Origin of the sequence: Streptomyces broussonetiae (assembly GCF_009796285.1) — a bacterium.
GTDB classification, from domain to species: Bacteria; Actinomycetota; Actinomycetes; order Streptomycetales; family Streptomycetaceae; genus Streptomyces; species Streptomyces broussonetiae.
On record NZ_CP047020.1, the window covers coordinates 2,764,344 to 2,789,228 of the forward strand.

At 71.5% G+C, this 24,885-nt stretch carries 28 protein-coding genes; 9 read left to right on the forward strand and 19 right to left on the reverse strand.

Annotated features, from left to right (window positions below):
- Positions 1–38 precede the first annotated feature (38 nt).
- The gene (pdxR, locus tag GQF42_RS12765; protein ID WP_158919755.1) at positions 39–1,514 is read left to right on the forward strand and encodes a MocR-like pyridoxine biosynthesis transcription factor PdxR; all 1,476 of its coding nucleotides are present in this window, start codon (positions 39–41) and stop codon (positions 1,512–1,514) included.
- Between the two features lie 125 nt (positions 1,515–1,639).
- On the opposite strand, the gene GQF42_RS12770 is transcribed toward pdxR, so the two are convergent.
- On the reverse strand, positions 1,640–1,894 hold the full coding sequence (locus tag GQF42_RS12770) for a DUF397 domain-containing protein (RefSeq protein WP_067042896.1): 255 nt from the start codon (positions 1,892–1,894) through the stop codon (positions 1,640–1,642).
- On the reverse strand, positions 1,895–2,755 hold the full coding sequence (locus GQF42_RS12775; RefSeq protein WP_158919756.1) for a helix-turn-helix domain-containing protein: 861 nt from the start codon (positions 2,753–2,755) through the stop codon (positions 1,895–1,897). It lies immediately after the preceding gene.
- Between the two features lie 239 nt (positions 2,756–2,994).
- Between GQF42_RS12775 and GQF42_RS47670 the strand changes: the two genes are divergently transcribed.
- Positions 2,995–3,891 (forward strand): ATP-binding protein, encoded by an 897-nt coding sequence (locus tag GQF42_RS47670; protein ID WP_407699490.1) that lies wholly within the window; start codon positions 2,995–2,997, stop codon positions 3,889–3,891.
- A 176-nt stretch (positions 3,892–4,067) separates the two neighbouring features.
- Entirely contained in the window at positions 4,068–4,466 is a 399-nt protein-coding gene (locus GQF42_RS12785) for a hypothetical protein (RefSeq protein ID WP_158930080.1), read from the forward strand.
- Positions 4,467–4,724: 258 nt separating this feature from the next.
- Here GQF42_RS12785 and GQF42_RS44910 read toward each other — a convergent pair whose 3' ends face one another.
- The 5 genes from GQF42_RS44910 to GQF42_RS12805 form a co-directional block, all read right to left on the reverse strand.
- Complete coding sequence (locus GQF42_RS44910) at positions 4,725–4,901, reverse strand: hypothetical protein (RefSeq protein WP_199272661.1); 177 nt, start codon at positions 4,899–4,901, stop codon at positions 4,725–4,727.
- A gap of 153 nt (positions 4,902–5,054) precedes the next feature.
- Positions 5,055–5,699 carry a DUF899 domain-containing protein gene (locus tag GQF42_RS12790; RefSeq protein ID WP_158919757.1) on the reverse strand — a complete coding sequence of 215 codons (645 nt, stop codon included), beginning with the start codon at positions 5,697–5,699 and terminating at the stop codon, positions 5,055–5,057.
- Between the two features lie 138 nt (positions 5,700–5,837).
- The gene (locus tag GQF42_RS12795; RefSeq protein ID WP_158919758.1) at positions 5,838–7,004 is read right to left on the reverse strand and encodes a cytochrome P450 family protein; all 1,167 of its coding nucleotides are present in this window, start codon (positions 7,002–7,004) and stop codon (positions 5,838–5,840) included.
- Between the two features lie 348 nt (positions 7,005–7,352).
- Positions 7,353–9,416, reverse strand: coding sequence for an FUSC family protein (locus GQF42_RS12800; protein ID WP_199272662.1), 2,064 nt, complete (start codon positions 9,414–9,416; stop codon positions 7,353–7,355).
- A gap of 142 nt (positions 9,417–9,558) precedes the next feature.
- Positions 9,559–10,320, reverse strand: coding sequence for a nucleotidyltransferase domain-containing protein (locus GQF42_RS12805; protein WP_158919759.1), 762 nt, complete (start codon positions 10,318–10,320; stop codon positions 9,559–9,561).
- Positions 10,321–10,529: 209 nt separating this feature from the next.
- Between GQF42_RS12805 and GQF42_RS12810 the strand changes: the two genes are divergently transcribed.
- Together GQF42_RS12810 and GQF42_RS12815 are read left to right on the forward strand one after the other, a co-directional pair.
- Entirely contained in the window at positions 10,530–10,946 is a 417-nt protein-coding gene (locus GQF42_RS12810; RefSeq protein WP_158919760.1) for a RidA family protein, read from the forward strand.
- On the forward strand, positions 10,943–11,401 hold the full coding sequence (locus GQF42_RS12815; RefSeq protein WP_158919761.1) for a GNAT family N-acetyltransferase: 459 nt from the start codon (positions 10,943–10,945) through the stop codon (positions 11,399–11,401). The genes GQF42_RS12810 and GQF42_RS12815 overlap by 4 nt, the downstream gene beginning before the upstream one ends.
- A gap of 68 nt (positions 11,402–11,469) precedes the next feature.
- On the opposite strand, the gene GQF42_RS12820 is transcribed toward GQF42_RS12815, so the two are convergent.
- Positions 11,470–12,192, reverse strand: coding sequence for an aspartate/glutamate racemase family protein (locus GQF42_RS12820; protein ID WP_158919762.1), 723 nt, complete (start codon positions 12,190–12,192; stop codon positions 11,470–11,472).
- Between the two features lie 4 nt (positions 12,193–12,196).
- Complete coding sequence (locus GQF42_RS12825; protein WP_158919763.1) at positions 12,197–13,651, reverse strand: NCS1 family nucleobase:cation symporter-1; 1,455 nt, start codon at positions 13,649–13,651, stop codon at positions 12,197–12,199.
- 191 nt (positions 13,652–13,842) lie between these two features.
- Between GQF42_RS12825 and GQF42_RS12830 the strand changes: the two genes are divergently transcribed.
- Positions 13,843–14,496: a GntR family transcriptional regulator gene (locus GQF42_RS12830; protein ID WP_158919764.1), complete on the forward strand. Its 654-nt coding sequence runs from the start codon at positions 13,843–13,845 to the stop codon at positions 14,494–14,496.
- Between the two features lie 10 nt (positions 14,497–14,506).
- On the opposite strand, the gene GQF42_RS12835 is transcribed toward GQF42_RS12830, so the two are convergent.
- Genes GQF42_RS12835 through GQF42_RS45850 form a run of 3 tightly spaced genes read right to left on the reverse strand, consistent with a single transcriptional unit; the run spans position 14,507 to position 15,953 of the window.
- Positions 14,507–15,202: a uracil-DNA glycosylase gene (locus GQF42_RS12835; RefSeq protein WP_158919765.1), complete on the reverse strand. Its 696-nt coding sequence runs from the start codon at positions 15,200–15,202 to the stop codon at positions 14,507–14,509.
- Positions 15,203–15,238: 36 nt separating this feature from the next.
- Entirely contained in the window at positions 15,239–15,628 is a 390-nt protein-coding gene (locus GQF42_RS45845) for a M20/M25/M40 family metallo-hydrolase (protein WP_325100410.1), read from the reverse strand.
- 40 nt (positions 15,629–15,668) lie between these two features.
- Positions 15,669–15,953 carry a hypothetical protein gene (locus tag GQF42_RS45850; RefSeq protein WP_233273333.1) on the reverse strand — a complete coding sequence of 95 codons (285 nt, stop codon included), beginning with the start codon at positions 15,951–15,953 and terminating at the stop codon, positions 15,669–15,671.
- Positions 15,954–16,144: 191 nt separating this feature from the next.
- Here GQF42_RS45850 and GQF42_RS12845 point away from each other — a divergent pair, with 191 nt between their 5' ends.
- Positions 16,145–16,927, forward strand: a complete 783-nt coding sequence (locus GQF42_RS12845) for an RNA-binding S4 domain-containing protein (RefSeq protein WP_158919766.1) — start codon at positions 16,145–16,147, stop codon at positions 16,925–16,927.
- Between the two features lie 93 nt (positions 16,928–17,020).
- On the opposite strand, the gene GQF42_RS12850 is transcribed toward GQF42_RS12845, so the two are convergent.
- The 3 genes from GQF42_RS12850 to GQF42_RS12860 form a co-directional block, all read right to left on the reverse strand.
- On the reverse strand, positions 17,021–17,479 hold the full coding sequence (locus tag GQF42_RS12850) for a DoxX family protein (RefSeq protein ID WP_158919767.1): 459 nt from the start codon (positions 17,477–17,479) through the stop codon (positions 17,021–17,023).
- Positions 17,480–17,544: 65 nt separating this feature from the next.
- Entirely contained in the window at positions 17,545–18,264 is a 720-nt protein-coding gene (locus GQF42_RS12855) for a class I SAM-dependent methyltransferase (protein ID WP_158919768.1), read from the reverse strand.
- A gap of 84 nt (positions 18,265–18,348) precedes the next feature.
- On the reverse strand, positions 18,349–19,305 hold the full coding sequence (locus tag GQF42_RS12860; RefSeq protein ID WP_158930084.1) for an acyltransferase domain-containing protein: 957 nt from the start codon (positions 19,303–19,305) through the stop codon (positions 18,349–18,351).
- Positions 19,306–19,432: 127 nt separating this feature from the next.
- Between GQF42_RS12860 and GQF42_RS12865 the strand changes: the two genes are divergently transcribed.
- Positions 19,433–19,756, forward strand: a complete 324-nt coding sequence (locus tag GQF42_RS12865) for a DUF6343 family protein (RefSeq protein WP_158919769.1) — start codon at positions 19,433–19,435, stop codon at positions 19,754–19,756.
- An 82-nt stretch (positions 19,757–19,838) separates the two neighbouring features.
- Here GQF42_RS12865 and GQF42_RS12870 read toward each other — a convergent pair whose 3' ends face one another.
- The 4 genes from GQF42_RS12870 to rpsA all read right to left on the reverse strand — a co-directional run bounded on the left by GQF42_RS12870 (position 19,839) and on the right by rpsA (position 23,572).
- Positions 19,839–20,219 carry a tetratricopeptide repeat protein gene (locus tag GQF42_RS12870; protein ID WP_158919770.1) on the reverse strand — a complete coding sequence of 127 codons (381 nt, stop codon included), beginning with the start codon at positions 20,217–20,219 and terminating at the stop codon, positions 19,839–19,841.
- 49 nt (positions 20,220–20,268) lie between these two features.
- Positions 20,269–20,880, reverse strand: a complete 612-nt coding sequence (gene coaE, locus GQF42_RS12875; RefSeq protein WP_158919771.1) for a dephospho-CoA kinase — start codon at positions 20,878–20,880, stop codon at positions 20,269–20,271.
- Between the two features lie 45 nt (positions 20,881–20,925).
- Positions 20,926–21,864 carry a PAC2 family protein gene (locus tag GQF42_RS12880; RefSeq protein WP_158919772.1) on the reverse strand — a complete coding sequence of 313 codons (939 nt, stop codon included), beginning with the start codon at positions 21,862–21,864 and terminating at the stop codon, positions 20,926–20,928.
- Between the two features lie 214 nt (positions 21,865–22,078).
- Complete coding sequence (rpsA, locus tag GQF42_RS12885; protein WP_067015219.1) at positions 22,079–23,572, reverse strand: 30S ribosomal protein S1; 1,494 nt, start codon at positions 23,570–23,572, stop codon at positions 22,079–22,081.
- A 317-nt stretch (positions 23,573–23,889) separates the two neighbouring features.
- Here rpsA and GQF42_RS12890 point away from each other — a divergent pair, with 317 nt between their 5' ends.
- Positions 23,890–24,774 carry a class I SAM-dependent methyltransferase gene (locus tag GQF42_RS12890; protein WP_199273050.1) on the forward strand — a complete coding sequence of 295 codons (885 nt, stop codon included), beginning with the start codon at positions 23,890–23,892 and terminating at the stop codon, positions 24,772–24,774.
- Positions 24,775–24,885 lie beyond the last annotated feature (111 nt).

A 24,885-nucleotide genomic window follows, 5' to 3' on the forward strand; every position in this document is an offset into this window, starting at 1 on the left:
CCTATGGGCCGAATAGACCGGTTGTAGGGTGCATTTCCATGACGGAATCATGGGTCAATTACGCCGCGCGGATTGGCGCCGACCTGCATCTGGAGCTGTCGGGTCCGGGCGGGCGGCGGGCCGCGTTGATCCGGGCGCTGCGGGAGGCCGTGCACAGCGGACGGCTGGCCCCGGGCACGCGCCTGCCGCCGTACCGATCACTCGCAGCCGACCTGGGCGTGGCCCGCAACACGGTGGCCGACGCGTACGCGGAGCTGGTCGCGGAGGGCTGGCTGACCGCCCGCCAGGGTTCGGGCACCCGGGTAGCCGATCGGGCGGAGCCGCTGCGAGGGACCGTACGGACGCCCGTGAACGTGGGAAGGGCCGCACGCGCGCGTGGGCCGCGGCACGATCTGCGGCAGGGCGCGCCGGACGCGTCGGCGTTCCCGCGGGCCGCCTGGGCGACCGCCTACCGGCGGGCGCTGCAGGATGCGCCGAGCGAGGCGTTCGGGCCGGGGGATCCGGCCGGGCGCCGGGAGCTGCGGGAGGCACTGGCGGAATATCTCGCACGCGCGCGTGGCGTGCGGGCCGAGCCGGACCGGATCGTCGTCTGCTCGGGCTTCGCGCACGCGCTGCGGCTGCTGTTCGGCCAGGGCGCGGGCGGGGTACTGCGCGGTCCGCTGGGCGTGGAGGCGTATGGGCTGGAGTTCCACCGGAAGCTGCTGTCAGCGGCCGGGGTGCGCACGATCGCGCTGCCGCTGGACGAGGACGGCGCGCGTGTGGACGTGCTCGGGCGGGAGCGGGCAGTGCTGCTCACGCCCGCGCACCAGTTCCCGACCGGCGGCCCGCTGCATCCGGAGCGCCGGGCGGCCGTGATCGACTGGGCACGTGCGCGTGGGGCGGTGGTCCTGGAGGACGACTACGACGGTGAGTTCCGGTACGACCGCAGGCCTGTCGGCGCGCTCCAGGGCCTCGATCCGGAGCGGGTGATCCATATCGGTTCGGTCAGCAAGAGCCTGTCTCCGGCGTTGCGGCTGGGCTGGATGGTCCTGCCGGAGCGGTACGTCGGGCCCGTGCTCGAGGCGAAGGGCGAGCGGGAGGGCTGGGCGAGCGTCCTGGACCAGCTCGCGCTCGCGGAGTTCATCGTCTCCGGGTCGTACGACCGCCATGTGCGGCACATGCGGCAGCGCTACCGGCGTCGGCGCGACCGGCTGGTCGCCGCGCTCGCCGCGCATGCGCCGCACGTCGAGGTGACGGGGCTGGCGGCCGGTCTGCACGCGGTGCTGCGGCTGCCGCCGGGCACCGAGTGGTCCACGGTGAAGGCCGCCGCGTGGCAGGGCATCGCCCTGGACGGACTCGCCGCGTTCCGGCATCCGGCGGCCGGGACGGGGGCGGACGGCGGGTTGGGCGACGGGCCGGACGACGGACTGGGCGATGGGCTGGGCGATGGGCTGGTGGTCGGATACGCGGCCCCCGCCGAACACGCCTACGGCGCGGCGCTGGAGGCGCTGTGCGGGGTGCTGCCGCCCGGGTGAGGGGCGGCGCTTCGGAGATCGTGCACGAACACGCGGTTGCCCCCGGGCCATCACCGATACCCGGGGGCAAGGACAAACAGAAGTCGACCTAAGGACAAGAAGCAGAGGCATAAGCAGGCGCAGGCTCAGGACAGCAGGAAGTCGGCCTCCCCCGCCTTGGCACCCTCGATGAACGCGGTCATCTCGTCCATGGTGTAGATCAGCGCCGGGCCGTCCGGGTCGGTGGACTGGCGCACGGCGATCCGTCCGTCGGCCAGCTTCATCGCCTCCAGGCAGTTACCCCCGTTGCCGCCGCTCCAGGGTTTGTGCCACCCCTCGCTGCCCAGCTCCCGCGCGGGCATGCCGTTGTAGACGTGTCCGCGCGGCTTGATGCGATCCATTCACAGCTCCTTGCGGAGATCCTGGAGGATCTCCTTCGTGCGTTGCGCCGTAGCGGCCTGCGCCGCCATGCGGTCCATGACCTCGAGGTGTGTCGCCACCTCGTTGCGCGCGTCCAGGTAGACGGCGCCGGTCAGGTACTCGCTGTAGACCATGTCCGGCAGTTCTGACATGGCAAATCGGAACAGCACGAAGGGCCCGTACGTCCCCGGATGCGGCCCATTGGCGAACGGGGCCACCTGGAGCGTCACATGGCGCAGCTTCGTGGCCTCCAGCAGCTTGTCGATCTGCGCACGCATCACGTCCGGTCCGCCGACCTGGCGGCGCAGGGCGGTTTCGTCCATCACCGCCCAGAAGCGGGGGGCGTCGGTACGGCTGAGCAGTTCCTGGCGTTGCATGCGCAGCGCGACGTGCCGTTCGATGTCGTCCGGGCTGGTCTCGCCGATGGCACCGGACTTGAGCACCCCGCGCGCGTAGTCCTCGGTCTGGAGCAGTCCGGGGACGAAGTGCGGCTCGTACGAGCGGATCAGGCTGGCCGCGCCCTCCAGGCTGACGTACATCGAGAACCAGCCCGGCAGGATGTCGTGGAACCGCTGCCACCAGCCAGGCCGGTTGGCCTCCTCGGCGAGCCGGACGAAGACGTCGGCCTCACCGTCGGGAACGCCGTAGGCCTTCAACAGCAGTTGCAGATACGGGATCTTGAGGGCGACCTCCGCCATCTCCATACGGCGGATGGTGGCGGGGGCGACGCGCAGCACGCGGGCGGCCTCCTCGCGCTTGAGCCCGGCGCGTTCCCGCAGGTCCAGCAGGCGCCGGCCGAGGACCACCTGGCCCACCGTCGGCGCGGACCGCGGCTCGCTCACGCTGCCACCTCCACCGAAAACCCCTACCGGACAACCTCTGCCGCACTGCTTCCCGACAGCCCTGCGGCGCCATTCGAAGGCTCATTCGAAGATTGGGTGGATCTCCGATGACCCCAATTGGCGCCGCTCGACATGCTGTTGCGAGCAGTGTGCCACGGCCCCTGACCGAGTCACACAGCACTCTGCATTTTTCAGAGTGACACTTGCCAAGTGTTCACGGCGGGGAGATAGTGGCAAGCGTGATTCCGTCCGCGCCCTTAGGAACAGACACCGCCGCAGACCGTCCCGGTCTCGGCGCCGCGCAGGGAGCAGCCCCTCGGCGGGGCGCTGCCGAGCGCCGGTTCCGCTTCGAGCTGGCCGCACATCCGGGCTCCGTCGCCCAGGCGAGACGCCTGGCACATGCCCGGCTGACCGGCTGGGCGGTGTGCGCGGACACCTGCGACAGTGCGGCTCTGGTCGTATCCGAGCTGGTCACGAACGCGATCGTGCACACCGCGAGCAGTCGCGTCGTGTGCGAGCTGCACGATCACGACGACATCGTGCGCATAGCCGTACAAGACGAGGGCCGTGCTCCCGGCGAACCCCACCCGTCCCCGCAGCGACCGGACGAGGAGCACGGGAGGGGGTTGCTTCTCGTCGACGCGCTGTGCCGGGCCTGGGGTACGCAGGAGCACGGCCCCGGCCTGCTGGTCTGGGCCGACCTGGACCGGCAGAGCGGCCCGGCCCACGACACCGCCGAGCCGCGGGGTGACCTCGGCTGGGGCGCCCGCCCCAAGTCGGGCCGTCCGGACCCCTCCGACGACGAAGCGGCCGAGGCCAGCCATGAGGGCTCGGAGCAGGCCACCACCCACGGGGCCCCGGAACGGCACCGGAACGAGGACGGCGGCCACCGGGCTCCGGCGCAGATCCGCCGCGAGATCCCGGGGCAGGCGTTGCCCCAGGAACCGCAGCGGCAGCACTGGTACGCCGTGCCGGAGCGCCCTGTGCACCAGGCCTCCGAGCAGCACCTTCACGGGGTACCGGAGCCGTACCGGCACAGCGCCCCGGAGCCTCATCGCTACCGGCTCCCGGACCGCCCCTGGCACCAGCCGCTGCACCGGATGCCCGAGCAGCGCCGTGCCGGAGAGCGCCCGTGACCAGCGGACGCGACCTCATCCGTCGGGGTGTGTACGGCAACGGTGTCGGCCCGGACGCTCCCGGCACCGCAGGTCCGGACGTACCCGGCCCGACCGGCACTCCTCGAGCCCCTGGCCCTACCCCTACCCCTGCTCGCACCCGCACCGCCGCCGCCGTACCCGACCGCACGAGCCCGATCGCCCTTGACACCCTCGTGCGTCTGCAGCGCCGGCGGCCCGCCCCGGAGGTGCCTCGCAGGCTGCAGTTGCCGGAAGGCATGACGGCCCCGCTCGGCTGTGATGCCGTGGCCGTACCGGACCGCCTCGGCCCGCTCGTCGTCTCCCGGCTCCCCCGGCTGGGCTGTGTGTACACCGACGGCGCGCACTGGTGGTGGATCGTTCCGTCGGACTCCGACTACGCCCTTCCCTGGCCGGCCCCCGCCCAGTACGCCCCCGGCGCCCTGGTCACCGGCCCCGCGCGGCTCATCCACCGACCCGAGGGCACGGCCCCGTACACCCCGCCGATCCCGCTGTACCTGGCCCTGTGCCGGGCGACCGGGACGGCCCCGGACTGGTCACGGGCGGTCTCGGCGTAATCCGAGCCGCACCGCTGCCGTTCTCGCGTGATCCGAACCGTATCGTCGCCACTCTCGGCGTAATCCGAGCCGCACCGTTACCGCTCTCGGCCCAATCCGAGCCGCATCATCACGGTCTCGTCCAAGCCACACCATCACCGTGGTCGGCGTAATCCGAATCCGAGCGGATCCGGCGTCGGCCTCGCGTCGCACCCCGTCGATGCCGAGCCACAGCGAACTCGCGCCTGGCCCGCGCCCCCGCTCACTGCGCCTCGCGGCTCACTCCGTGGCGTCGCCGCCGCGTACGATCACCAGGAACGTGTCCGTCACGAGGTCCATGACGACCTCGGCGGGCAGGCCTTCCAGGCGCCGCGCGTGCGCGAACTCCTCCGCGGGCCGGGATCCCCGCGGACCGCCGGCGGGAAAGCGCTCGAGCACCGTTCGCCCGTTCACCATCTCGCACCTCCAGAAAGCGTCGTTCTTATTGGAGTTAACGCCCTGGAGAAGAGAAACGCCTCGCTCAGTGACGGGACTGAGACATTACCTACACCCGTTCGGCGCGGACCATAAGAATCCGTTTACCTTGTGACGCCATCCGCACACTCTGTGTCAATTGTCGTACTCGTCGTGAAGGCGGAGCCGGTCGCCGCCCGCGGGATCGCGACCCAGGGCGGTGAGGTCCAGCAGGCCGCCGAGGGTGCAGGCACCGTCCAGCCCTTCGCCGTAGGCCGAATAGGTGTGGAAGACCCGGTCGTGGTCGCGCAGGAAGCAGCTGATGCCCGGGCGCTCGACCAGGCCCTTGTCCGACTCCACGGTGGCCTCGAAGTCACGGTTGAAGTCGCCGTGGGACGAGGAGTACCAGGGCATCGCCCAGCCCATCCGCGCCTTGAACGGCAGGATCCGGGTGAACGGCGCCCGGGAGACGGACGCGAACGAGGTGTTCCGGGCACGCAGATGGGCGAGGTGGCCGAGCTGGTCCAGGAAGGCCGCGCAGCACGGGCAGCCCGTCTCCCACTGCGGCGCGAACATGAAGTGGTGCACGACGAGCTGGGCGCGCCCCTCGAAGAGGTCGAGGAGAGTGGCCTTGCCGTCGCCACCCTCGAAGACGTACTCCGTGTCGACCTCGACCATGGGCAGGCGCCGCCGCTGCACGCCCAGCTCCTCGCGCGCCCGTCTGACCGCCTCCTCCTTGCGCAGCAACTCCTCGCGCGCCGCGCGCCACTGCGCACGCCCGACGATCTCCGGAAGCGACATGGGCCCTCCTGTCCGACGCTCGGTTCGGGGTGGTGACCGTCGGCGGGAGCGGAACTCATCGCTGTCCGCGAAGATTTCTTGCCCCGGTTCTCGGAGCCTGTTCGGTTCGGCCGTCTGTCGGCACCTTCCGGTACGGCGTCAGTACGTCACGGGCAGGGCCTTCAGGCCCCGAGCGCGCATCGACGGACGCCAGGTCGGCTCGCCCTGCCCCAGGGCGAGTTCGGGCAGGCGTTCCAGCAGGGCCGCCAGGGCGATCTCCGTCTCCGCACGGGCGAGGGGCGCGCCGAGGCAGTAGTGGATGCCGTGGCCGAGGGCGAGATGCCCGGCGGCGTCACGGGAGAGGTCGAGCCGGTCGGGGTCGGGGAAACGGGCGGGGTCGCGGTGGGCGGCGGACAGCGAGACCCAGACCGTCTCGCCCGCCGGGACGGTCACCCCGGCGATCGTCACGTCCTCGACCGGGAACCGGCGCATGGCCAACAGCATGGGCCCCTCGTAGCGGGCGAACTCCTCGACCGCCGCCGGAAGTCGAGCGGGATTCTCGCGCAGCGCGGCGAGCTGGTCCGGGTGCTCCAGGAGGGCGAGCACCGCGTTGCCGATGAGCTGGACCGTGTTCTCGTACCCGGCGAACAGGATGAGGAAGGCCAGCGACATCAGCTCTTCCTCGCTGAGCCGGTCGCCTTCGTCGCGTACGGCGATCAGGTCCGACAGAAGGTCGTCGGCGGGCGTGCGGCGCTTGGCCCCGAGGAGCCGGGTGAGGAAGTCGAGCATGGCCGCCATCGCCTCCTTCGAGGCACCCGGCCGGGCGGGGTCGGGGGCGGTGAGGCCGTCGGTCCACTGCCGGAAGTCGAGCCGGTCCCCCTCCGGGATGCCGAGCAGGTCGCAGATGACGGTGATGGGCAGCGGGGCGGCGTAGGAGGCGACGAGGTCGGTACTGCCGTGCGGGCCGAGTGCGTCGAGAAGCTGGTCGGCGGTACGCCGGATGGGCTCGCGCAGTTGCTGGACGCGACGCGGGGTGAAGGCGCGGCCGGCCAGCCGCCGGATGCGCGTGTGGTCGGGCGGGTCCATGTTGAGGAGGTTGGCGTCGAGGGCGGGCGGCAGCGAGAGGCCCTTGTACGCACCGGGCGCGCCGCGCCGCTTGTCCAGCGACAGCCGCGGATCTGCGAGCGCGGCCCGGACGTCCTCGTACCGGGTGACGAGCCAGGCGGCAGTGCCGTCGGGTCCGGTGATGCGTTGCACGGGCGCGGTGTCGCGCAGGAGCCGGTAGACGTCGTAAGGGTGGGCGATAAGGCCGTCCGCGAGTTCCATGTCCCTCAGCCTACGGGGCGTCAGGTGTCGCACTGCGGCACGCGCCACCCGTGCCCCCGCTGGGCAGGTCAGCGCGGCCAGACACGCCTCCAATTCCCTTACGCGGGCGACAGATCGGGGTTCTCGGCGGCGTGGCGGTGAACGGGCAGGCCGTTCGTACGGGCGGGGCGGCGGTGGCGGCGAGGCCCGGGCCGAGGTCGGGGCCGAGGTCGGGGTCGGGGTCGGGGTCGGGGTCAGTGACGGTGCAGGGGGAAGTGTCGGGCCAGGGCAGTGGTGATGATGCCCGGTCCGCTCTTCCTCGCCATGGACGAGGTCTGCGGGTGCCACGCGCATGGACTCACCGGGCGGCTATGCGGCCACGGGCGGCCGCAGCTCCACTCCCTGCCGTTCCAATTCGCCCAGCGCCTCCCGTAGTTGCCGGATGTGCCGGGGCGTGAGCGTGCCGGTGTCGTCGAGGTGGACGGCACAGGCCGTGGTCGTGTCGACAAGTCGCTCCAGCAAGTCCGCGACGGCGTCGGTGCCCGCGGTGTGCCGGGCCAGGGCGGGCAGTTCGGCGGCGGCGAGGGCGATCGCGGTGCGGGCCTCGGCGAGGGTTCGGTAGGCCTCCCGACGCAGCGCCCACCGCTCGACACGGCTGCCGGACTGACCCGGGTCGCAGGGCCTACCGACGTCGCGGGACCTACCGAGGTCGCAGGACCTACCGAGGTCGCAGGACCTACCGAAGTCGCGGGACCTACCGAGGTCGCGGGACCTACCGAGGTCGCCCAGGTCGCGATGCTTGCCGAATTCGCCGAGGTCACGAGCCTGCCCGGAATCGCCGAGGTCGCTCGTCCTGCCGGAATCGCCGGACCCACCAAGAGAGCCGGACTCCCCAACGACGTGCTCCAGATAGGCGTGCGCGGCGCGTGCCGCCGCGGCGAGCCGTGCCCGAACCCCGCCGCCGCGCTCCCCCGGCATCGGCAGATGCCCGACGACCAGCACGAGCGCGCACGCGAGCAGCGTCTCGCCGATCCGGCTGAGCGAGGCCTGCGGTTCGCCGCCGACCATGATCAGGGCGAGGACGAGCACGGTGACGACGGCGGTCAGTGCGGCGAAGTGCCGAGTGGCGACCGGGACGAGCGCCCCGCAGACCGCGACCAGAGCGATCAGCCCCGCCGGGCGCGGCAGCAGCGCGGCGAGCCCGGCGAACACCAGGGCGCCGAGCACGGTCCCGGCGGCCCGGCACAGCACGCGGGAGGCGAGCGGCCCGAGATCGGGCTTGACGAGGAAGACGGCGGTGGCGGGCAGCCAGTACCAGTGCTGGTGGTGGCCGTACCAGCGGGTGTGGTGCAGCGCCTGGGCGATGGCGGCGCTGGCCCCGAAGCAGAGGGCCACCCGCAGCCCGTACTCGCGTCCACCGGTGCCGAACGCGGCGCGGACCGCGTCCCGGACACCTCGGCGCCGGGCGAACAGCCGGTGCTGGGCCCCCGCACCCTGGTCGAAAACCTCGGCGGCGCGCAGCAGGGCGTCGTCCAGGGCGCGCAAGGCGGGAACGGACCGGCTGGGAGCGGGCAGCGGACCGGTGCCGGTGTTGCCGCGGACGGCGGCGGCGAGCTGCCGGGCGCCTTCCGCCGCGCGCGCGGAGACGGGCTCCCCCGCCCAGTACAGTGCGGTGGCGGCCTCGGCCAGCGGCAGCGCTGCGGCGTACTGCGCGTGCAGTCGGCGCTCGGCGACGGAACTGGCGTACCGGCGCAACCGGGGCCCCGCCAGGGCGTCCTGCGCGTGGTCGAGGGCGGTGGTGAGCGCGGTCCGCCGCGCGGTGGCCCGCGGCCCGCCCACGGTCTCGACCAGAGCGGCGACGGCGTCGTACACCTCGGCGACAGCCTGCCGCTCCCCGTCGAACCGGAAGTCCCCGGCGAGTGAACCGGGCGTGGGCAGCGCGAGCCTCAGCAGGATCAGCCAGCCGGCCCCGGCGAGGAAGGCGAGCGTCCGCTGCCAGCCGCTCTCGGACGCGGGCATCCCGGCGCCGAGCGCTGCGCCGACCAGCAACTGCGTTCCGGCGGCGGAGGCGACGGGTCCGACCGCGCTGATGCCGCCGGCGACCAGCCCGAGCAGGGTGAGCGCCAGGGTCAGCGGTACGGCGGCCAGCGCCTGCCCGGCGTACGTCCCCGTGAGCAGGCCGAGCGCCCCGGCCAGCGCGGGCACCCCGAGCCGCTTGACGGAGGCACGGCGGCTGCCGGGCCGGTCGTTGATGCCGGCGAGCATCGCGGCGATGGCGGCGAGGACGCCCATGGGCAGTCGGTCCGCCACCACTGCGGCGAGCAGCAAGGGCCCCGCTGCGAGGGCGCCGCGGGTCACCGCACTCCAGGGGACGGGACCGCGCTGGGCGCTGAGGGCGTGGGCGAGCCAGAGGGGTACGGCGGGCCGGGACACGGGGCTCCTGTTCGTACGACGGCGGGGTGGGCCTCGGACGACGGTGGCCGGCGGACCGTGCTTCCACGGTAGGGCGGGTTTGCGAGGAGAACCGGGCGGTCAGGTTTCGCGCATGTGAAAGATGCCCGGGTGGCCGGTTTCTTTATGAACGCAATGCCCCGAGGATCCTCTCGGCTTCGGTGACGGCACGGATCAGCACAGCGGGCTCGCCCCGCAACTCACCCACCACATCGTCGATTTCGCGCAGCCCGGCCCGCTCCAGCAGCCGTTTTTCGTTGGTCACCCACTCTCCCCGTGCCGCGAGCACCCCGTGCGCGGCCTGAGCGGCAGCCGTGGCCACGGCCCCGGCGGTCTCCGTGAGGCGGCCATGGGGAGCGTGGTTGGACTTTGCGTAGGCGAGGGTGGCGCGAGCGGTGCCGTACCACCGCTCGGCGGCGGCGCGCAGCTTGGCCGGGTAGCCCGCCGGGCGCGGGAGTGTGCCTCGGAGGACCCGGTTGACGGCCAGTTCCGCCACGATCAGGTACGTGGGAATGCCGGCGAGATGGAAGAGCAACGGCTCCACCCGGAACCGCCCTTCCTCCGCCTCCGCCAGCTCGTGCTCGACCACGTCGAGATCGCGGTAGTGCACATCGACCCGGCGCCCGTCGACACTCAGCCAGGCCCCGCCGTTGAACACCCCGCCGCCCCAGCCACCGACCTCGCCGACCTCGCCCTGCCAGCCGACGGCCCGCAGGTCCTCCGGGTCGAAGGGGCCGCGGTAGTAGATCGCCATGTCCCAGTCGCTGTCGGGGCGGTGCGTGCCCTGCGCCCGGGAACCGCCGAGGGCGACGGCCCGGACGGTGGGCAGGGCGGCGAGGCGGTCGGCGGTGGCGGCCAGGAACTCGGGGTCGGGCAGGCGGGACATGGAGCAGGACCTCCGGTCGCACGGGCACGGCCAAGGCAGCGTAGGGCGCGGGCGGGACTCCCGGCGACTCGGGGAACGGGGCGTTCAACCGCCGGGGGGCGTGACGCACGGGCCAGGGGGTGCGGGACGGCGGAAAACCGGGTGCGCCGGCCGTGCAGGCCGTCGATGATCGGAGGCCGACGATTTCCGCCGCCCCTCGAGGAGCCGCCATGATCCGACGAGTGAACGCCGCCGGTCTCTTCCCACCGCCCGCCTACGCGCACGCCTCGGTGGTGGAGGCGGGCACCGGGCTCGCCTTTCTCGCCGGGGCCGTGCCGCTGGACGCGGACGGGAGGATCGTCGGCCCGGGCGATCCCGTACGGCAGGCCGAGCGTGTGATCGCCAACCTGCGGGAGCAACTGCAGGCTGTCGGCAGCGACTTGACTCATGTGATCGCGACGGATGTGTACGTCGTCAGCAGCGAGCCGGCCGATCTGTCGGCGGTGTGGGACGTGGTGGAGGCATCGGAACTGAGCACCGGACCGCATGCGTCGACGCTGCTCGGCGTCGCCTGCCTCGGGTACCCCGGGCAGTTGGTGGAGATCACTGCCACGGCCGTGGTGCCTCAGGAGGCGGGCCTGTCATGACCGACGTCGTTCTCCGGCGGGCCGTGGCGGCGGACGCCCGGGCCGGTGCCGACGTCTGGCTGCGGTCCTTCACCGCCGCGCTGCCCACCGTCGTCCGGCCACGCAACGACGACGAGGTACGGGAGTACTTCCGGGAGGTCGTGGTGCCGCTGCGCGAGACCTGGGTGGCGCAGGCGGCCGGCGGCGGGATCGTCGGGGTGATGGTCCTGCGCGAGGAGGAACTGTCCCAGCTGTACCTGGATCCCGCGTGGCGGGGACGGGGCATCGGCGACCGGTTCGTCGCGCTGGCCAAGGAGCGCAGCCCAGGTGGGCTGACCCTGTGGACCTTCCAGGTCAACAAGCCCGCCCACCGGTTCTACGAGCGGCACGGTTTCACGGCCGTCGAGTTCACCGACGGCAGCGGCAACGAGGAGCGGGAGCCGGACGTGCGCTATGTCTGGCGGCCCGCTCCCTGACACCGGCCCAACAGATCGGCACCTCACCAGCTCACCAGCTCACCAGCTCACGGCTCACGGCTCACGGCTCACCGGGGCGGCCGACCCCACCTCCTCTCCTTCTGCAACGGTCTGTCGTAACTGCCCGCCCTGCTGGTCGTCAGGCCCAGGGACACCAGGGACTCGGCGAGCCGGACCGCCGCCGCCACGCCGTCCACCACCGGCAGCCCGAGCTTCTCACCCACCGTGCGCTGCAGGCCCGTCATGCCGGCACAGCCCAGGACGAGGACCTCGGCCCCGGCGTCCCGGGCCCGTTCGGCCGCCGTCAGGAACGCGGACTCCGTGCGGCCGGGGTCGTCGGCGAGGTCGAGGACACCCAGGCCGGTGCCGACGACGGCGGCGCAGTTTCGGGCCACGCCGGCGGTCTCCAGGCTGTCCTCGATCTGGCCGCGCGAGCGGTCGAGGGTGGTGACGACGCCGTAGCGGCGGCCGAGCAGGCAGGCGAGGTGGGCGGCGGCCTCGGTGATGTCCACGACCGGGACGTCGACCAACTCCCGTACGCCTTCCCGGCCGTGCTCGCCGAATCCGGCCAGGACGACGGCGTCGTACGGCGGTCCGTCGTAGGTGCGCAGCGCGTCCAGGACGGCCGCCGCCGAGAGGTAGCTGTCGAGCCAGCCCTCGGCGGACGCCGGGCCCCAGGCGGGGGTCAGACCCGCCACGGCGGTGCCCGGGCCCGCGGCGGCCCGGGCGCCTCGGACGATCTCCTCGGTCATCTCCTGCGTGGTGTTGCAGTTGGTGACGATGATCCGCATGGCCTCAGGCCTCCTGCTGCGCCGCACGCTCACGGCGGTTCACCAGCGTGTACAGGGCGGCGGCGAGTGCGGTGCCGATGAACCAGGAGTACGGCGCCACATCGCTGAAGCTCTTCACCAGCGCCAGCACGGCGGCGACCGCGGCGGAGGGCAGGAACGCACACAGCGCCTTCGGGTTGACGCCCTTGCGGTAGTGGTACGGGCTGCCCGGGCGGGCGTCGAAGAGGGCATCGGCGTCGACCTTGCCGCGCTTGACCCAGTAGTAATCGATCATGATCACGCCGAACAGAGGGCCCAGGAAGGCACCGAGACCGCCGAGGAAGTAGTTGACGACGGTCGGGTTGGAGAAGAGGTTCCAAGGAGTGACGACCAGTGCGGCCACCGTGCTGATCATGCCGCCGACCTTGAAGGTGATCTTCTGCGGCCAGACGTTGGCGAGGTCGTACGCGGGTGAGACGAAGTTGGCGACGATGTTGACGCCCATGGTCGCCACCGCGAAGGCGAACGCGGCCACGACCAGCACCCAGGTGTTGCCCACCTTGGCGACCAGTTCCGCCGGGTCGGTGATGGCCTGTCCGAACGCCTTCAGCGAGCCGGCCGTGACGATCACCGACACGACGACGAAGGCGGTGGAGTTGATGGGCAGGCCCCAGAAGTTGCCGCGCCGGACGGTCCGGTAGTCGGGTGCGAAGCGGGAGAAGTCGCAGAAGTTGAGCATCAGCGTGCCGTAGGTGGCGAGGATCAGGCCGATCGCGCCGAACCACTGGCGCCACTGCTCGCCCCTGCTCACCGGATGCGGGGTGGAGGTGAGCGAGATGCTCCAGTGGGCCTTGGCCAGGACCCAGACCGCCAGCGCGATCATCACCAGCCAGATCACCGGGCCGCAGAAGTCCTGGAACCTGCGCACCGCCTCCATGCCCTGACTGATGATCAGCCACTGGACCAGCCAGAGTGAGACGAAGGAGATCCAGCCGAGCGCGTCGAGGCCGAGGAAGGAGTGGTGGGTGAGGGACGTGAGACCCGGCCAGGCGGCGAGCAGCATCACGTTGACCGCGACGGAGGCCAGATAGGTCTGGATGCCGTACCACATGATGGCGATCACGGCTCTGATCAGTGCGGGGATGTTTGCGCCCCACACACCGAAGCTGATGCGGCTGACGACGGGGAACGGCACGCCGTGGCGCTGGCCGATCCTGCCCATGCGGTTCATGCCGACGTAGATGAGCACGAAGCCGACGAGCAGGGCCGTGAAGACCTGCCAGACGTTCATGCCGAGGACCAGCAGGCCGGCGGCGAAGGTGTAGTTGCCGAGGTTGTGGACGTCGGACATCCACATGGCGAACAGGTCGAAGACCTTCCAGTTCCGCTGCTCGGCGGGGGCCAGGTCCTCGTTGACGAGGCGAGGGTCGGGGACGAACGCGGGGGCGCCGGTGGCTTCGGCGCGGTCGGCGAGGGACACGGGGCCTCCTGAACAGGGGGGACGAAGGGGCCATACCGCAGAAACCCGGACAGGCTGCAGGCCTTGGAGACCGCAGCGAGCCGCGTTTGGTATACCAAACTGCCGACATGGTGCCGCCGTCAAGCGTTCGGACCGATGTCGTTGCCGTTACGGCCCGGTAAAAGTCGCCTCGCGTCGGCGAAGATGGGCCCATGACGAAGATCGAACCCCTGGGCGCGGTGCGCGAGCGGGTCCTGGCGAGCCTGCGGGAGGACATCATCGCCGGGCGCCTGGCCCCCGGCGACCGGCTCGTCGAGCGGGAGCTGGCCGAGCGGTTCGGCGTCTCGCGGGTGCCGGTGCGTGAGGCGATCCGCGCCCTGGTCGCCGAGGGCTTCGTCCTGTTCGAGTCGGCCCGCCGCACGGTCGTACGCCGGCTGACCCCGACCGATGTCAGGGAACTCTTCGAGCTGCGCGAGGCGTTGGAGGTGTACGCGGCAGGGTTGGCGGCGACCCGGGTGACGGCGCAGGCCCTGGCGGAGCTGCGGGAGCTGCTGGAGCAGGCGGCGCGGGCGACGAAGGAGGGCGACGCCGAGGCGATCACGGACATCAACACCCGCTTCCACGACCGCATTCGCACCCTGGCCGGCAACAGCCTGCTGATCTCGGTCATGGAGCCGGTCGACGGCCGGCTGCGCTGGCTCACTCGACGCAACGAGGAGTGGCCCCAACTCCTCGCCGAACACCGCGAGTTGTACGACGCCATCGCCTCCGGCGACCCCGAGCAGGCCCGGGCCCACGCCCTCGGCCACGTCCGCGCCAACTACCGCTCGACGGTACGGCACCTGTTCGGGCAGGACGCCCTCTGACCAAGGTGCGCTACGGCAGCCCGGCAGCCGTGGCTGCCGTGCGCAGCACCTCGCGCAGCATCTCGGGGGTGAGCCGCCCGGTGAAGGTGTTGCGCTGGCTGACGTGGAAGCAGCCGAACAGGTCCAGGCCGTCGAGCGCGACCCGGGTGCCGTGGCCGAAGGCCGGGCGGGGCCGGGGCACGCTCCAGCCCGCCTCGGCGAACGCGGGCAGCGCGGCCTGCCAGCCGAAGGCACCGAGGACGACGACAGCCCTCAGCGTCGGCCGCAGCAGCTCCAGCTCCTGGACCAGCCAGGAACGGCAGGTGTCACGCTCACCGGGGGTCGGCCTGTTGGCGGGCGGGGCGCAGTGCACCGGCGCGGTGACCCTGACCCCGTACAGCTCCAGTCCGTCGTCGGCGCTGACGGAGGTGGGCTGCGAGGCGAGCCCCACGTCGTACAACGCCTGGTAGAGCACGTCTCCGGAGCGGTCTCCGGTGAACATTCGGCCGGTGCGGTTGCCGCCGTGCGCCGCCGGGGCCAGCCCGATGATCAGCAGCCGGGCGTCGGCCGGACCGAAACCGGGCACCGGCCGTCCCCAGTACGTCCAGTCGGCGAACGCGGCCCGCTTGGTCCGCGCCACCTCCTCGCGCCACTCGACCAGCCGGGGGCAGGCCCGGCAGTCCGCGACACGCCGGTCGAGCCGGGCGAGGGCGCTGCTGTCGTCCATGCGCCCACCGTATGCCCCCTCCCCGCCGGGCAGGGTTCAGCCGCATCCGGCGCCCGGCGCCGTGCACCCGCAGATGGGCGTGGGCAGGTTCATCCAGCCGCTCGCCGTCTGCCAGGTGTTGACCACGACCGCCCGGCAGACCCCGGCGAGGTCCGCGAGCGGGGCGAAGGCCGGCGCAACCCGGTGGTCAGAGTGAGTGCCGGGCCGCAGATTCCCGAGATCGGCGATCACCATGGCGTCGCAGGCAAACCGTTCCGGTTCGGTCGGCGGGTATGCGTCGAACGGGCTGCCGTACTCCTCCTGCCCCTCGAACACGATCTTCACCCCGACCGGTGGCCGCCCGCCGTACGCCCGCAGCATCCCGAGGTGCGCGATGACGTTCGCCTTGTCGTCCGCGATGCCACGGCCCCGCAGACCGCCCTCGATCGGCGTGGGCTCGAACGGCGGCGAGAGTCACAGCTCCTCGTCACCGGCCGGCTGGACGTCGTAGTGGGAGTAGAGCAGGACGGTCGGTGCGGCGGGATCCGCCGGGGGGGATCTCCGCGAAGATCACCGGCGCGGTGCCGGGCAGGTCGATTCGCTCGATGCGCTCCACGCCGACGCCGCGCAGCAGTTCCACGAGGAGGTCGTGCGCCGCGTGCACCGGCTTCGCCGGGTAGCCGGGAAAGGCGACGGAAGGAATCCGGGCCAGCCGCACCAGATCGGCCTGCAGGCCCTCCATCAACGCGTCCACCCTGTCCGCGGCGTCCATGTCACCTCCCGCACTCGAGTTCGATCACCGACAACAGCCTCCGGGGTGCGCGGGTGCGGCGCATCCGGGGGTGGGCCAGGGGGTACGGCCCGACAGCACACCCTGCTCCCCGCTCACCCCTGTGCCCCTGCACTCCCGGCTCCCGGAAAAACACGTCCGGCGCGACCGGCCCCGCGAGCTAAGGTCGGGGCATGGCTTCCGAGGATGCGGACGACAGCGTGAAGCGCGGCACCGGCGGACCGGACGGAGCGGGCCTCGCACGGGAGACCGCCGGGGCCGACCCTTCCGCCGACCGGTCACCCCTCGATCCCGAGATCGCCGCCGCGACGGCCGCCGCCGAGGCCGCGGGCCCGGCGACCGGTGAAACGGTCCGGATCGACAGCTGGATCTGGGCCGTACGCCTGATCAAGACGCGTTCCCTGGGCGCCACCGCCTGTCGGGGCGGCCATGTGCACGTGAACGGTGAGCGGGTGAAGCCCGCCTACTCCGTGCGCATCGGCGACGAGGTGCGCCTGCGGCAGGAGGGCCGGGAACGGATCGTGATCGTCAAGCGCCTGATCCGCAAGCGGGTCGGCGCGCCCGTGGCCGCCCAGTGCTACATCGACAACTCCCCTCCGCCCCCGCTCCGCGAGACCGCCGCCCCCGCCGGCCTCCGCGACCGTGGCGCCGGCCGCCCCACCAAGCGGGACCGCCGCGACATGGAGCGCCTCCGCGGCCTCGGGGGTCCCGGCGGACCGGGCGGCTTCGGTGCTTTCGGAGGCACGGGCGCCAGCGGCGGCTTCACCGGTCTCGGCGGCCCCGGTGGGGCCGGGGGCCGGGCTGGTGCCGGGTCGGGCGGCCGGGACAGCACTGACGGCGCCGGATCGGGTGGCCATGGTGGTTCGGGGGGACGTCGTGGAACCGGAGGAGCCGGCCGGCGCGGTGGATCCGGGTCCGGGTCCGGCGGGACCGATGGGCGTCCCCGGGGACGGTGAATCCGAGGGCGATGCCCCGCAGGCACGCACCAACGGCGTCGACCGGGCTCCGCGCCCGGCCCCCGGGCCCACCGGCGCCTGCGCGGACCGGGCTCACCTGCGCCGCACCAACCGCAGCAGTTCCCCGGTGGACCTGCGGCGCGCCCAGGCGATCACGATGAGCGGCACCATCAGGATCAGCGGGGTCTCCGCGTTCTGACCGTTGAAAACGGTGATCTGGACGATGAACGCACCCACCATGAGCGCGCCGAGCGCGATTGCGGCCACGGACTGGAGCAGCGGTATCAACAGGGCGACCGCTCCGGCGAGTTCGAGCGCGCCGATCGTGTACATGGCCCCGCTGCCCCAGCCGATCCTGTCGAAGGACTCGACGGCCGAGGAGTGCGCGACGAGCTTGGGCAGGGCGCTCGCGATGCCGTAGAACAAGGCGAGCAGGACCTGCACCGAGCGCAGTGCCACCCGAGCCGGCCGCGTCCGGCCGGTGTGCGAGCCGGTGGGGTCGGCAGAGGCGGCGGACGTCGTGGAGCCGATGGGAGCGGTGGCCTGGGACATGTAGGTCTCCTGGGAAGAACGTGCCGTTTGCTTTCACTCAGGTGGACCTGGCAGGGCCCGGAAACTCATCGGCCCCGTCCGTCCGGCGCGACCGGGCGTCCGCCAGGCTTCGGCACCGCCCGCACCCATATCCGGTCCGGTGTCAGATACGTGTCCACCTCCAGCCCCGCTTCCGCCAGTGCCGCCTCGAACTGCTCCTTCGTCAGAGGCCTGGCCAGGAACGTCTGGGTCCAGACCGCATCGGGGAATGCGTACTCGGCACGGACCGCGTTCACGCCGTCTCCAACGGGCTCCGCCGACACGATCCGTAGGGTGAAGCCGCTCGGATCGACCCGTTCCCTGGGCACGTTCGTGTGGTAGTCCTCGCCCTCCCGCTGGATGAGCACACAGCCGCCCTCCGCCACATGCCGGGCGCAGGCACGCAGCAGGGCCCTGCGCACCTCCTCGTCACCGGCGTGCACCAGGAACGAGGCCAGCATCACCACGTCGAACTTCTCGCCGCCCAGGTCCAGTTCCTCGATCGGGGTGCACAGCGTGCGTGCCCCGCGGATCCGGGCCAGCATCTCTGCGGACTCGTCCACCGCCGTGACCGTGAAGCCCCGCTCGAGCAGAGGGTGGGTCATTCTGCCCACTCCGCTGCCCAGCTCCAGGATGCGCGCCCCGGCCGGTACCGCCGCGGCGATGATGTCCGGCTCGTCGCCCACCGGCAGCCGCTCGTACAGCTCGACCGCGCAGCCGTCCGGGGTGATCGCTCCAGGTCCCGTGCCCTCGTGTCCCTCACGCATTTCCACCGTCATGCCCGGACAACGGCCCGCCCCCGCACCCCCGTTCCCCTCCCCCGCCGGTTCACCCGTTCGAGTTACGCCGAGCTATTCGACCGTTGCCTGCCGGGCCTGGGCCCGCCGCACCTGGGCCTGCCCGACCGGGAACGGGAACCATCCGTGCCCGATGTACCAGTGCCCGCCCGCCCGCAGATGGTCCCCCACCGCGCGCTCGACGGACGTGCGCCGCGGCAACTGCGCCACCGCCAGGTCGGGGTCCCCGAAGACGAACTGGACGGGCTCGGTGTCGGCCGGTTCGCTGTCCTCACGGACGGCATGGAACCGGTCCTGGAAACGGATGATGTTGGAGTCGACCGGCAGATAGCGCCTCAACTGCGGGTCGAGCAGCCAGGAGTGGCACAGCGCCGCCACCGGCCGCTCCTCGGGGAAGTGCAGGGCGAAGAACTCCCGGGCCCACACCAGCGAACGGTCGCAGGCGGACGGCGTCAACGGGCCGAGGAAGTCGGGGATGTGCAGGTTCAGGCAGGGTGTGCCGGGCACCGCGTCCAGTCCGGCCGCCGCGATCACCGGTGCCGAGCGCCGCCCGAGCCGCGCCCGCTCGAACTGCAAGCGGCCCAGCTGAAACAGCTCACCGCGGAAGTGCCGGACGAGCCAGCGCCCCGCCCGCACACCGGTCGTGCCGTGCCGTCTGCGGTGCGCCGCCATGTGTCGGCCCAGGTCGGCCAGGGTGCGCCGGGAGATCTCGGGCGGGATGCCGCGTTCCCGGTGCCGGTCGAGGGCGCGCGGGACCGCGGCGGCGAAGACGTACACGGGGAAGGTGCGGTTCAGATCGGCCGGTGCCCCGTCGAAGAGTTCGGCGAGGTCGGGCGGGTGGCCGGTCCCCTCAGGGCCCCGGAACAGTTCCTCGACACACTCCTCGAGGAGTCGCAGCAGGCCCGGATCCCTGGTGATCCTGCGCCGCTGTGCCACCAGGCCGTTGATGTCCTCGTGCGGCACGGCGAGGTCCAGGAGCAGTCCGGGCAGATCGTCGGCGTCCGGCAGCAAGGGGTCCCCCTCCAGTGAGAACGGACGGACGACGGGCACACCACCAGGCACGGGACGAGCGAGCGAAAGGCGCGCTGTTGGTGAACGCCGTCACCGAAGAGTACGTTTCTAGAAGGAGTGGTATCCCATGCGTACCGGCAGTGAACCGTCGACCGCGCGCAGTGCCTTGCGGGCGCGTTTCTGGCTGAGCCTGTGGGGGCTGGTCTGGGCGATCTTCGGCACGGCCGCGTTCGCGCTCGTCGGCCGCCCCGGCTGGGCGGCGGCCTGTGGAGTGCTGTGGCTGGTGGTCACCGTCGACATGACCATGATCCTCCGACATATGCGGCAGGGCCCGCACTACCAGCCGGGCCGCGACGTACCGCCGTACCAGCCGCCGCAGGACGGACCCCGGTATGGGCCCCCGGCGGCCCGGCCGCCGTTCCCCCGCCCGCCGCGGCACAGGCATCCGTGAGCGTCCCGCGCCTGCCGGGAAACCGGCATCGGTGGCCGGCGCAGGGACCGGGACGGACGCGCGCCAGGGCCCGCGCCGCCGCTCAGTCGTCGAAGCGTGCCGCCTTGAGGTAGCTCGGGTTGGGGTCGAGTGCCGCCGCCAGCCGGAAGTGACGCTTGGCCTGGTCGGAGCGGCCCTGGCGTTCGTAGGTGCGGGCCAGTGCGAAGTGCGCGAACGCGTTGTCCGGCTCACGCTCCAGCACGATGGTGAACTCCAGCTCGGCGGGCCGCAGTTGTGCCGCCGCGAAGAAGGCACGTGCGCGGAGCAGCCGAGCGGCGGTGTTCTCCGGGTATGCGGCGATGACTCCGTCGAGCAGTTTCACCGCGCCCCGCGGGTCCCGTGAGTTGAGCAGGTGCTCGGCTGCACGGAAGTCGATGACATGCGTTTCCGGAGTACGTCCGGTGGAACCGCTGGTCTCGGGCACGGCAGAGTCCTTCCCTCGCTGCGGCACTTCAACGCCCGGTCGGGGGCTGCTATTCCGCGGACGCCTCACGTGCCCGGCGCACGAGATCGTCCCAGACCTCGGCGACGCGCTTGTGCAGCGCGTCCAGGGGTACGTCGTTGTCGATCAGGATGTCCGCGATCTCCCGGCGCTGTTCGCGTGTGGCCTGCGCGGCCATGCGCGCGCGTGCGTCCTCCCCGGCCATTCCGCGCAGCCGTGTCAGCCGGTCGAGCTGGGTCTCGGGGCTAGCGTCCACGACGATCACGAGGTCGTACAGCGGAGCCAGGCCGTTCTCGGTGAGGAGGGGTACGTCGTGGATCACGACGGCGTCCGGGGCCGCGGTCTCCTCCAGCTCGCGGGAGCGGGCGCCCACCAGGGGATGCACGATCGAGTTCAGCACGGCGAGCTTCTCGGGGTCGGCGAAGACGATCGAGCCGAGCCGAGGCCGGTCCAGGCTGCCGTCGGAGGCGAGGACGCCCTCGCCGAAGGCCTCGACCACGGCTTCGAGGCCGAGCGTGCCGGGCGCAACGACCTCGCGGGCGATGCGGTCCGCGTCGATCAGCACGGCCCCATGCTCCACGAGCAGTCGCGACACCTCGCTCTTGCCGGCACCGATGCCACCGGTCAGGCCTACTTTCAGCATGACCGGAAGCTTAGGCCCTGCCGCTGACATCGGAACCGGCGGAGGTCAGTTGTCGCCCTCGCGCTCCGCCAGGAACCGCTCGAATTCCAGCCCGATCTCGTCGGCGGACGGAATCTCCACCGGCTCGGCGAGCATGTTGCCCCGGGTCTCGGCGCCCGCCGCGGCGTCGTACTGGTGCTCCAGTCCCTGGACGAGCGAGGTGAGTTCCTCGTCGCCCTCCTGGATCTGCCGGTCGATCTCCGTCTGTGTGCGGTGCGCGTCCGTGCGCAGCGAGTGCGCCACGCCCGGCAGGACCAGCCCGGTGGCGGCCGTGATGGCTTCCAGGACGGTCAGGGCGGCGTCCGGGTACGCAGAACGGGCGATGTAGTGCGGGACGTGCGCGGCGACACCCAGGACGTCGTGCCCGGCCTCGCCGAGGCGGTACTCCACCAACGCCTCGGCGCTGCCGGGGACCTGGGCCTCCTCGAAGAGGCTGCGGTGGCCGGGGACGAGGTCGGTGCGGTTGCCGTGCGGGGTGAGGCCGACCGGGCGGGTGTGCGGGACGCCCATGGGGATGCCGTGGAAGTTCACCGACAGGCGCACGCCGAGCCGCTCCACGATCTGCCGCACGGCCGCCGCGAACCGTTCCCACTCCACGTCCGGCTCGGGTCCGGACAGCAGCAGGAAGGGGGCGCCGGTGGTGTCCTGGACGAGGCGGACCTCGATGGCCGGGACCTCGTAGTCGGTCCAGCGGTCCCGCGTGAAGGTCAGCAGGGGCCGGCGGGCCCGGTAGTCCACGAGCCGGTCGTGGTCGAAACGGGCGACGAGCTGGTGGGGCAGTGATTCGAGCAGCCCGTCGACGATCTGGTCGCCGGTCTCGCCCGCGTCGATGTATCCGTCGAAGTGGTAGAGCATGACAAGACCGGCCGACTCCTGCGCGAGCGCCATGTCGACGACGGCGAGGCCCTTGGGCTCCCATGCGTACAAACCCTGCGGATCAAGCACTGTGACCGCTCCTCCTCGTGTTCTTCATGGACAACGCCCCCTGGAACACGAGCATTCCCGCGACAGGCCGCTTGATCAGGGATCTCGGGAGGACAAGCCGCAGACGGACCGGTACACGAAGGACGGTGGCCTGTCCCGGCAACGCCCGAGGGGCCGCACCTGGAAAGGTACGGCCCCTCGGGACCAGCTATCGGCCAAGCCTCAGCGGCAGCGATCAGCTCTGGCCGCCGGCCAGCTTCTCGCGCAGCGCGGCAAGCGCCTCGTCCGAGGCCAGGGCACCGGAGGTGTCCGCACCCTCGGAGGAGTACGAACCGCCACCCGAGGCGGCCGGAGCGGCAGCCTCGCCACCCTCGGCGGCAGCGGCAGCGTCGGCCTCGCGGGACTTGATGACCTGCTGCTGGTGCTGCTCGAAGCGGGTCTGCGCCTCGGCGTACTGGCGCTCCCACTCCTCGCGCTGCTTCTCGTAGCCCTCGAGCCAGTCGTTGGTCTCGGGGTCGAAGCCCTCGGGGTAGATGTAGTTGCCCTGGTCGTCGTAGGACGCGGCCATGCCGTACAGGGTCGGGTCGAACTCGACCGAGGCCGGGTCGGCACCGAAGGACTCGTTGGCCTGCTTCAGCGAGAGGCTGATGCGACGACGCTCGAGGTCGATGTCGATGACCTTGACGAAGATCTCGTCGTTGACCTGGACGACCTGCTCCGGGATCTCCACGTGGCGCTCGGCCAGCTCGGAGATGTGGACCAGACCCTCGATGCCCTCGTCCACGCGGACGAACGCACCGAACGGAACCAGCTTCGTGACCTTACCGGGCACGACCTGGCCGATCTGGTGGGTGCGGGCGAACTGCTGCCACGGGTCTTCCTGGGTCGCCTTCAGCGACAGGGAGACGCGCTCGCGGTCCATGTCGACGTCGAGGACCTCGACGGTGACCTCCTGGCCGACCTCGACGACCTCGGACGGGTGGTCGATGTGCTTCCAGGACAGCTCGGAAACGTGGACCAGACCGTCGACGCCACCCAGGTCCACAAAGGCACCGAAGTTGACGATCGAGGAGACGACGCCGGAACGGACCTGACCCTTCTGGAGGGTCGTGAGGAACGTCTGGCGGACCTCGGACTGGGTCTGCTCCAGCCAGGCACGGCGGGACAGGACCACGTTGTTGCGGTTCTTGTCCAGCTCGATGATCTTGGCCTCGAGCTCCTTGCCGACGTACGGCTGGAGGTCGCGGACGCGGCGCATCTCGACCAGGGAGGCCGGAAGGAAGCCGCGGAGGCCGATGTCGAGGATGAGACCACCCTTGACGACCTCGATGACGGTACCGGTGACGATGCCGTCCTCTTCCTTGATCTTCTCGATGGTGCCCCAGGCACGCTCGTACTGGGCGCGCTTCTTCGAGAGGATCAGGCGGCCTTCCTTGTCCTCCTTCTGGAGGACGAGGGCCTCGATCTCGTCACCGACGGCGACGACCTCGTTGGGGTCGACGTCGTGCTTGATCGAGAGCTCGCGGCTCGGGATGACACCTTCGGTCTTGTAACCGATGTCGAGCAGGACCTCGTCCCGGTCGACCTTCACGATGACGCCGTCGACGATGTCGCCGTCGTTGAAGTACTTGATCGTCTCGTCGATCGCTGCGAGGAAGGCTTCCTCGTTACCGATGTCGTTGACCGCAACCTGCGGGGTGGTGGCGGTGGTCTCGGTGCTGCTCGTCATGTGGGAAAGGGCTCCGGTACGGACATTGAAGTCGTAGGTACTGCTTACGCCGGGAGCCCGTTTCGCTCTGATGAAGCCGGACAGCCAAGGAAGCGCCACACAAAACCACTGGTGGCGCCTCGAGAACCGAGGGGACATACAACAGATGCGAGCACAGCCTGCTACGTCTGAGGTGCGCAGGCCCGCAGCGCAACTTGTAGCATACGGGGGCAGCCGGACAGGGTCAATGCGCGAAGGCGCACACGGGGGGCGGATCGCCGCATACCCGGCAGAAGAAAGCGTCCCACGAGGCCACGCGCGCCTGGGGGACACCTTCCATCGCGGACCCCTGGCGGGTTGGACGGAAGAGTACGACGAGGGAGCCGATCATCCAAGAGCCGGAAGCGCACGAGACCGACAACGCCGTGGATTCCACGTCGGAAGCCACGCGGCGTGACGCCGGTGTCGCGGAGAGCGCACGGGCCAACCGGGGCTGGTGGGACCGCAACGCGGACGAGTACCAGGTCGAGCACGGCACGTTCCTCGGCGACGACCGCTTCGTGTGGTGCCCGGAGGGGCTGGACGAGGTGGAGGCCGAGCTGCTCGGTCCGTCGGAAGAACTGAAGGACAAGGCGATTCTGGAGATCGGCGCCGGCGCGGCGCAGTGCGCGCGCTGGCTCGCCGCGCAGGGCGCCCGCCCGGTGGCGCTGGACCTCTCGCACCGCCAGCTCCAGCACGCGCTGCGCATCGGCGGATCGTTTCCCCTCGTCTGCGCGGATGCCGGGGCGCTGCCCTTCGCGGACGGCTCCTTCGATCTGGCGTGCTCTGCGTACGGGGCGCTGCCGTTCGTCGCCGACCCGCGGCTTGTGCTGCGCGAGGTCCGCCGGGTGCTGCGGCCGGGCGGCCGGTTCGTCTTCTCGGTCACGCACCCGATCCGCTGGGCGTTCCCGGACGAGCCGGGCCCCGAGGGTCTGTCGGTGTCGGCCACGTACTTCGACCGCACACCCTATGTGGAGCAGGACGAGGAGGGCCACGCGGTCTACGTGGAGCACCACAGGACCCTCGGCGACCGCGTCCGGGACATCGCGGCCTCCGGCTTCCGGCTGGTGGACCTGGTGGAGCCCGAGTGGCCGGCCTGGAACACCTCGGAGTGGGGCGGCTGGTCCCCGCTGCGCGGGAGCCTGATCCCGGGGACGGCGATCTTCGTGTGCGAGCGGGACTGACGCCGCCGCGCATCCGTGTTCCCCTCACGTACGTCCCTTCACGTACGTCCTTGCGCGTACGTGAAGGGACGTACGCGCGCGTGGGCTGCGTTTTCCGTCGTACGACACTAG

What these genes read in the sequence shown, in the direction of transcription:
- GQF42_RS12835 (WP_158919765.1), bottom strand. Translation starts at nt 15,202, where the DNA reads ATGGACGACAGCAGCGCCCTCGCCCGGCTCGACCGGCGTGTCGCGGAC.
- pdxR (WP_158919755.1), top strand. Translation starts at nt 39, where the DNA reads ATGACGGAATCATGGGTCAATTACGCCGCGCGGATTGGCGCCGACCTG.
- rpsA (WP_067015219.1), bottom strand. Translation starts at nt 23,572, where the DNA reads ATGACGAGCAGCACCGAGACCACCGCCACCACCCCGCAGGTTGCGGTC.
- coaE (WP_158919771.1), bottom strand. Translation starts at nt 20,880, where the DNA reads ATGCTGAAAGTAGGCCTGACCGGTGGCATCGGTGCCGGCAAGAGCGAG.
- GQF42_RS12805 (WP_158919759.1), bottom strand. Translation starts at nt 10,320, where the DNA reads ATGTCCCGCCTGCCCGACCCCGAGTTCCTGGCCGCCACCGCCGACCGC.
- GQF42_RS12855 (WP_158919768.1), bottom strand. Translation starts at nt 18,264, where the DNA reads ATGCGTGAGGGACACGAGGGCACGGGACCTGGAGCGATCACCCCGGAC.
- GQF42_RS12845 (WP_158919766.1), top strand. Translation starts at nt 16,145, where the DNA reads ATGGCTTCCGAGGATGCGGACGACAGCGTGAAGCGCGGCACCGGCGGA.
- GQF42_RS12815 (WP_158919761.1), top strand. Translation starts at nt 10,943, where the DNA reads ATGACCGACGTCGTTCTCCGGCGGGCCGTGGCGGCGGACGCCCGGGCC.
- GQF42_RS12790 (WP_158919757.1), bottom strand. Translation starts at nt 5,699, where the DNA reads ATGTCGCTTCCGGAGATCGTCGGGCGTGCGCAGTGGCGCGCGGCGCGC.
- GQF42_RS12865 (WP_158919769.1), top strand. Translation starts at nt 19,433, where the DNA reads ATGCGTACCGGCAGTGAACCGTCGACCGCGCGCAGTGCCTTGCGGGCG.
- GQF42_RS12820 (WP_158919762.1), bottom strand. Translation starts at nt 12,192, where the DNA reads ATGCGGATCATCGTCACCAACTGCAACACCACGCAGGAGATGACCGAG.
- GQF42_RS12770 (WP_067042896.1), bottom strand. Translation starts at nt 1,894, where the DNA reads ATGGATCGCATCAAGCCGCGCGGACACGTCTACAACGGCATGCCCGCG.
- GQF42_RS44910 (WP_199272661.1), bottom strand. Translation starts at nt 4,901, where the DNA reads ATGGTGAACGGGCGAACGGTGCTCGAGCGCTTTCCCGCCGGCGGTCCG.
- GQF42_RS12850 (WP_158919767.1), bottom strand. Translation starts at nt 17,479, where the DNA reads ATGTCCCAGGCCACCGCTCCCATCGGCTCCACGACGTCCGCCGCCTCT.
- GQF42_RS12810 (WP_158919760.1), top strand. Translation starts at nt 10,530, where the DNA reads ATGATCCGACGAGTGAACGCCGCCGGTCTCTTCCCACCGCCCGCCTAC.
- GQF42_RS45850 (WP_233273333.1), bottom strand. Translation starts at nt 15,953, where the DNA reads ATGGACGCCGCGGACAGGGTGGACGCGTTGATGGAGGGCCTGCAGGCC.
- GQF42_RS12795 (WP_158919758.1), bottom strand. Translation starts at nt 7,004, where the DNA reads ATGGAACTCGCGGACGGCCTTATCGCCCACCCTTACGACGTCTACCGG.
- GQF42_RS12830 (WP_158919764.1), top strand. Translation starts at nt 13,843, where the DNA reads ATGACGAAGATCGAACCCCTGGGCGCGGTGCGCGAGCGGGTCCTGGCG.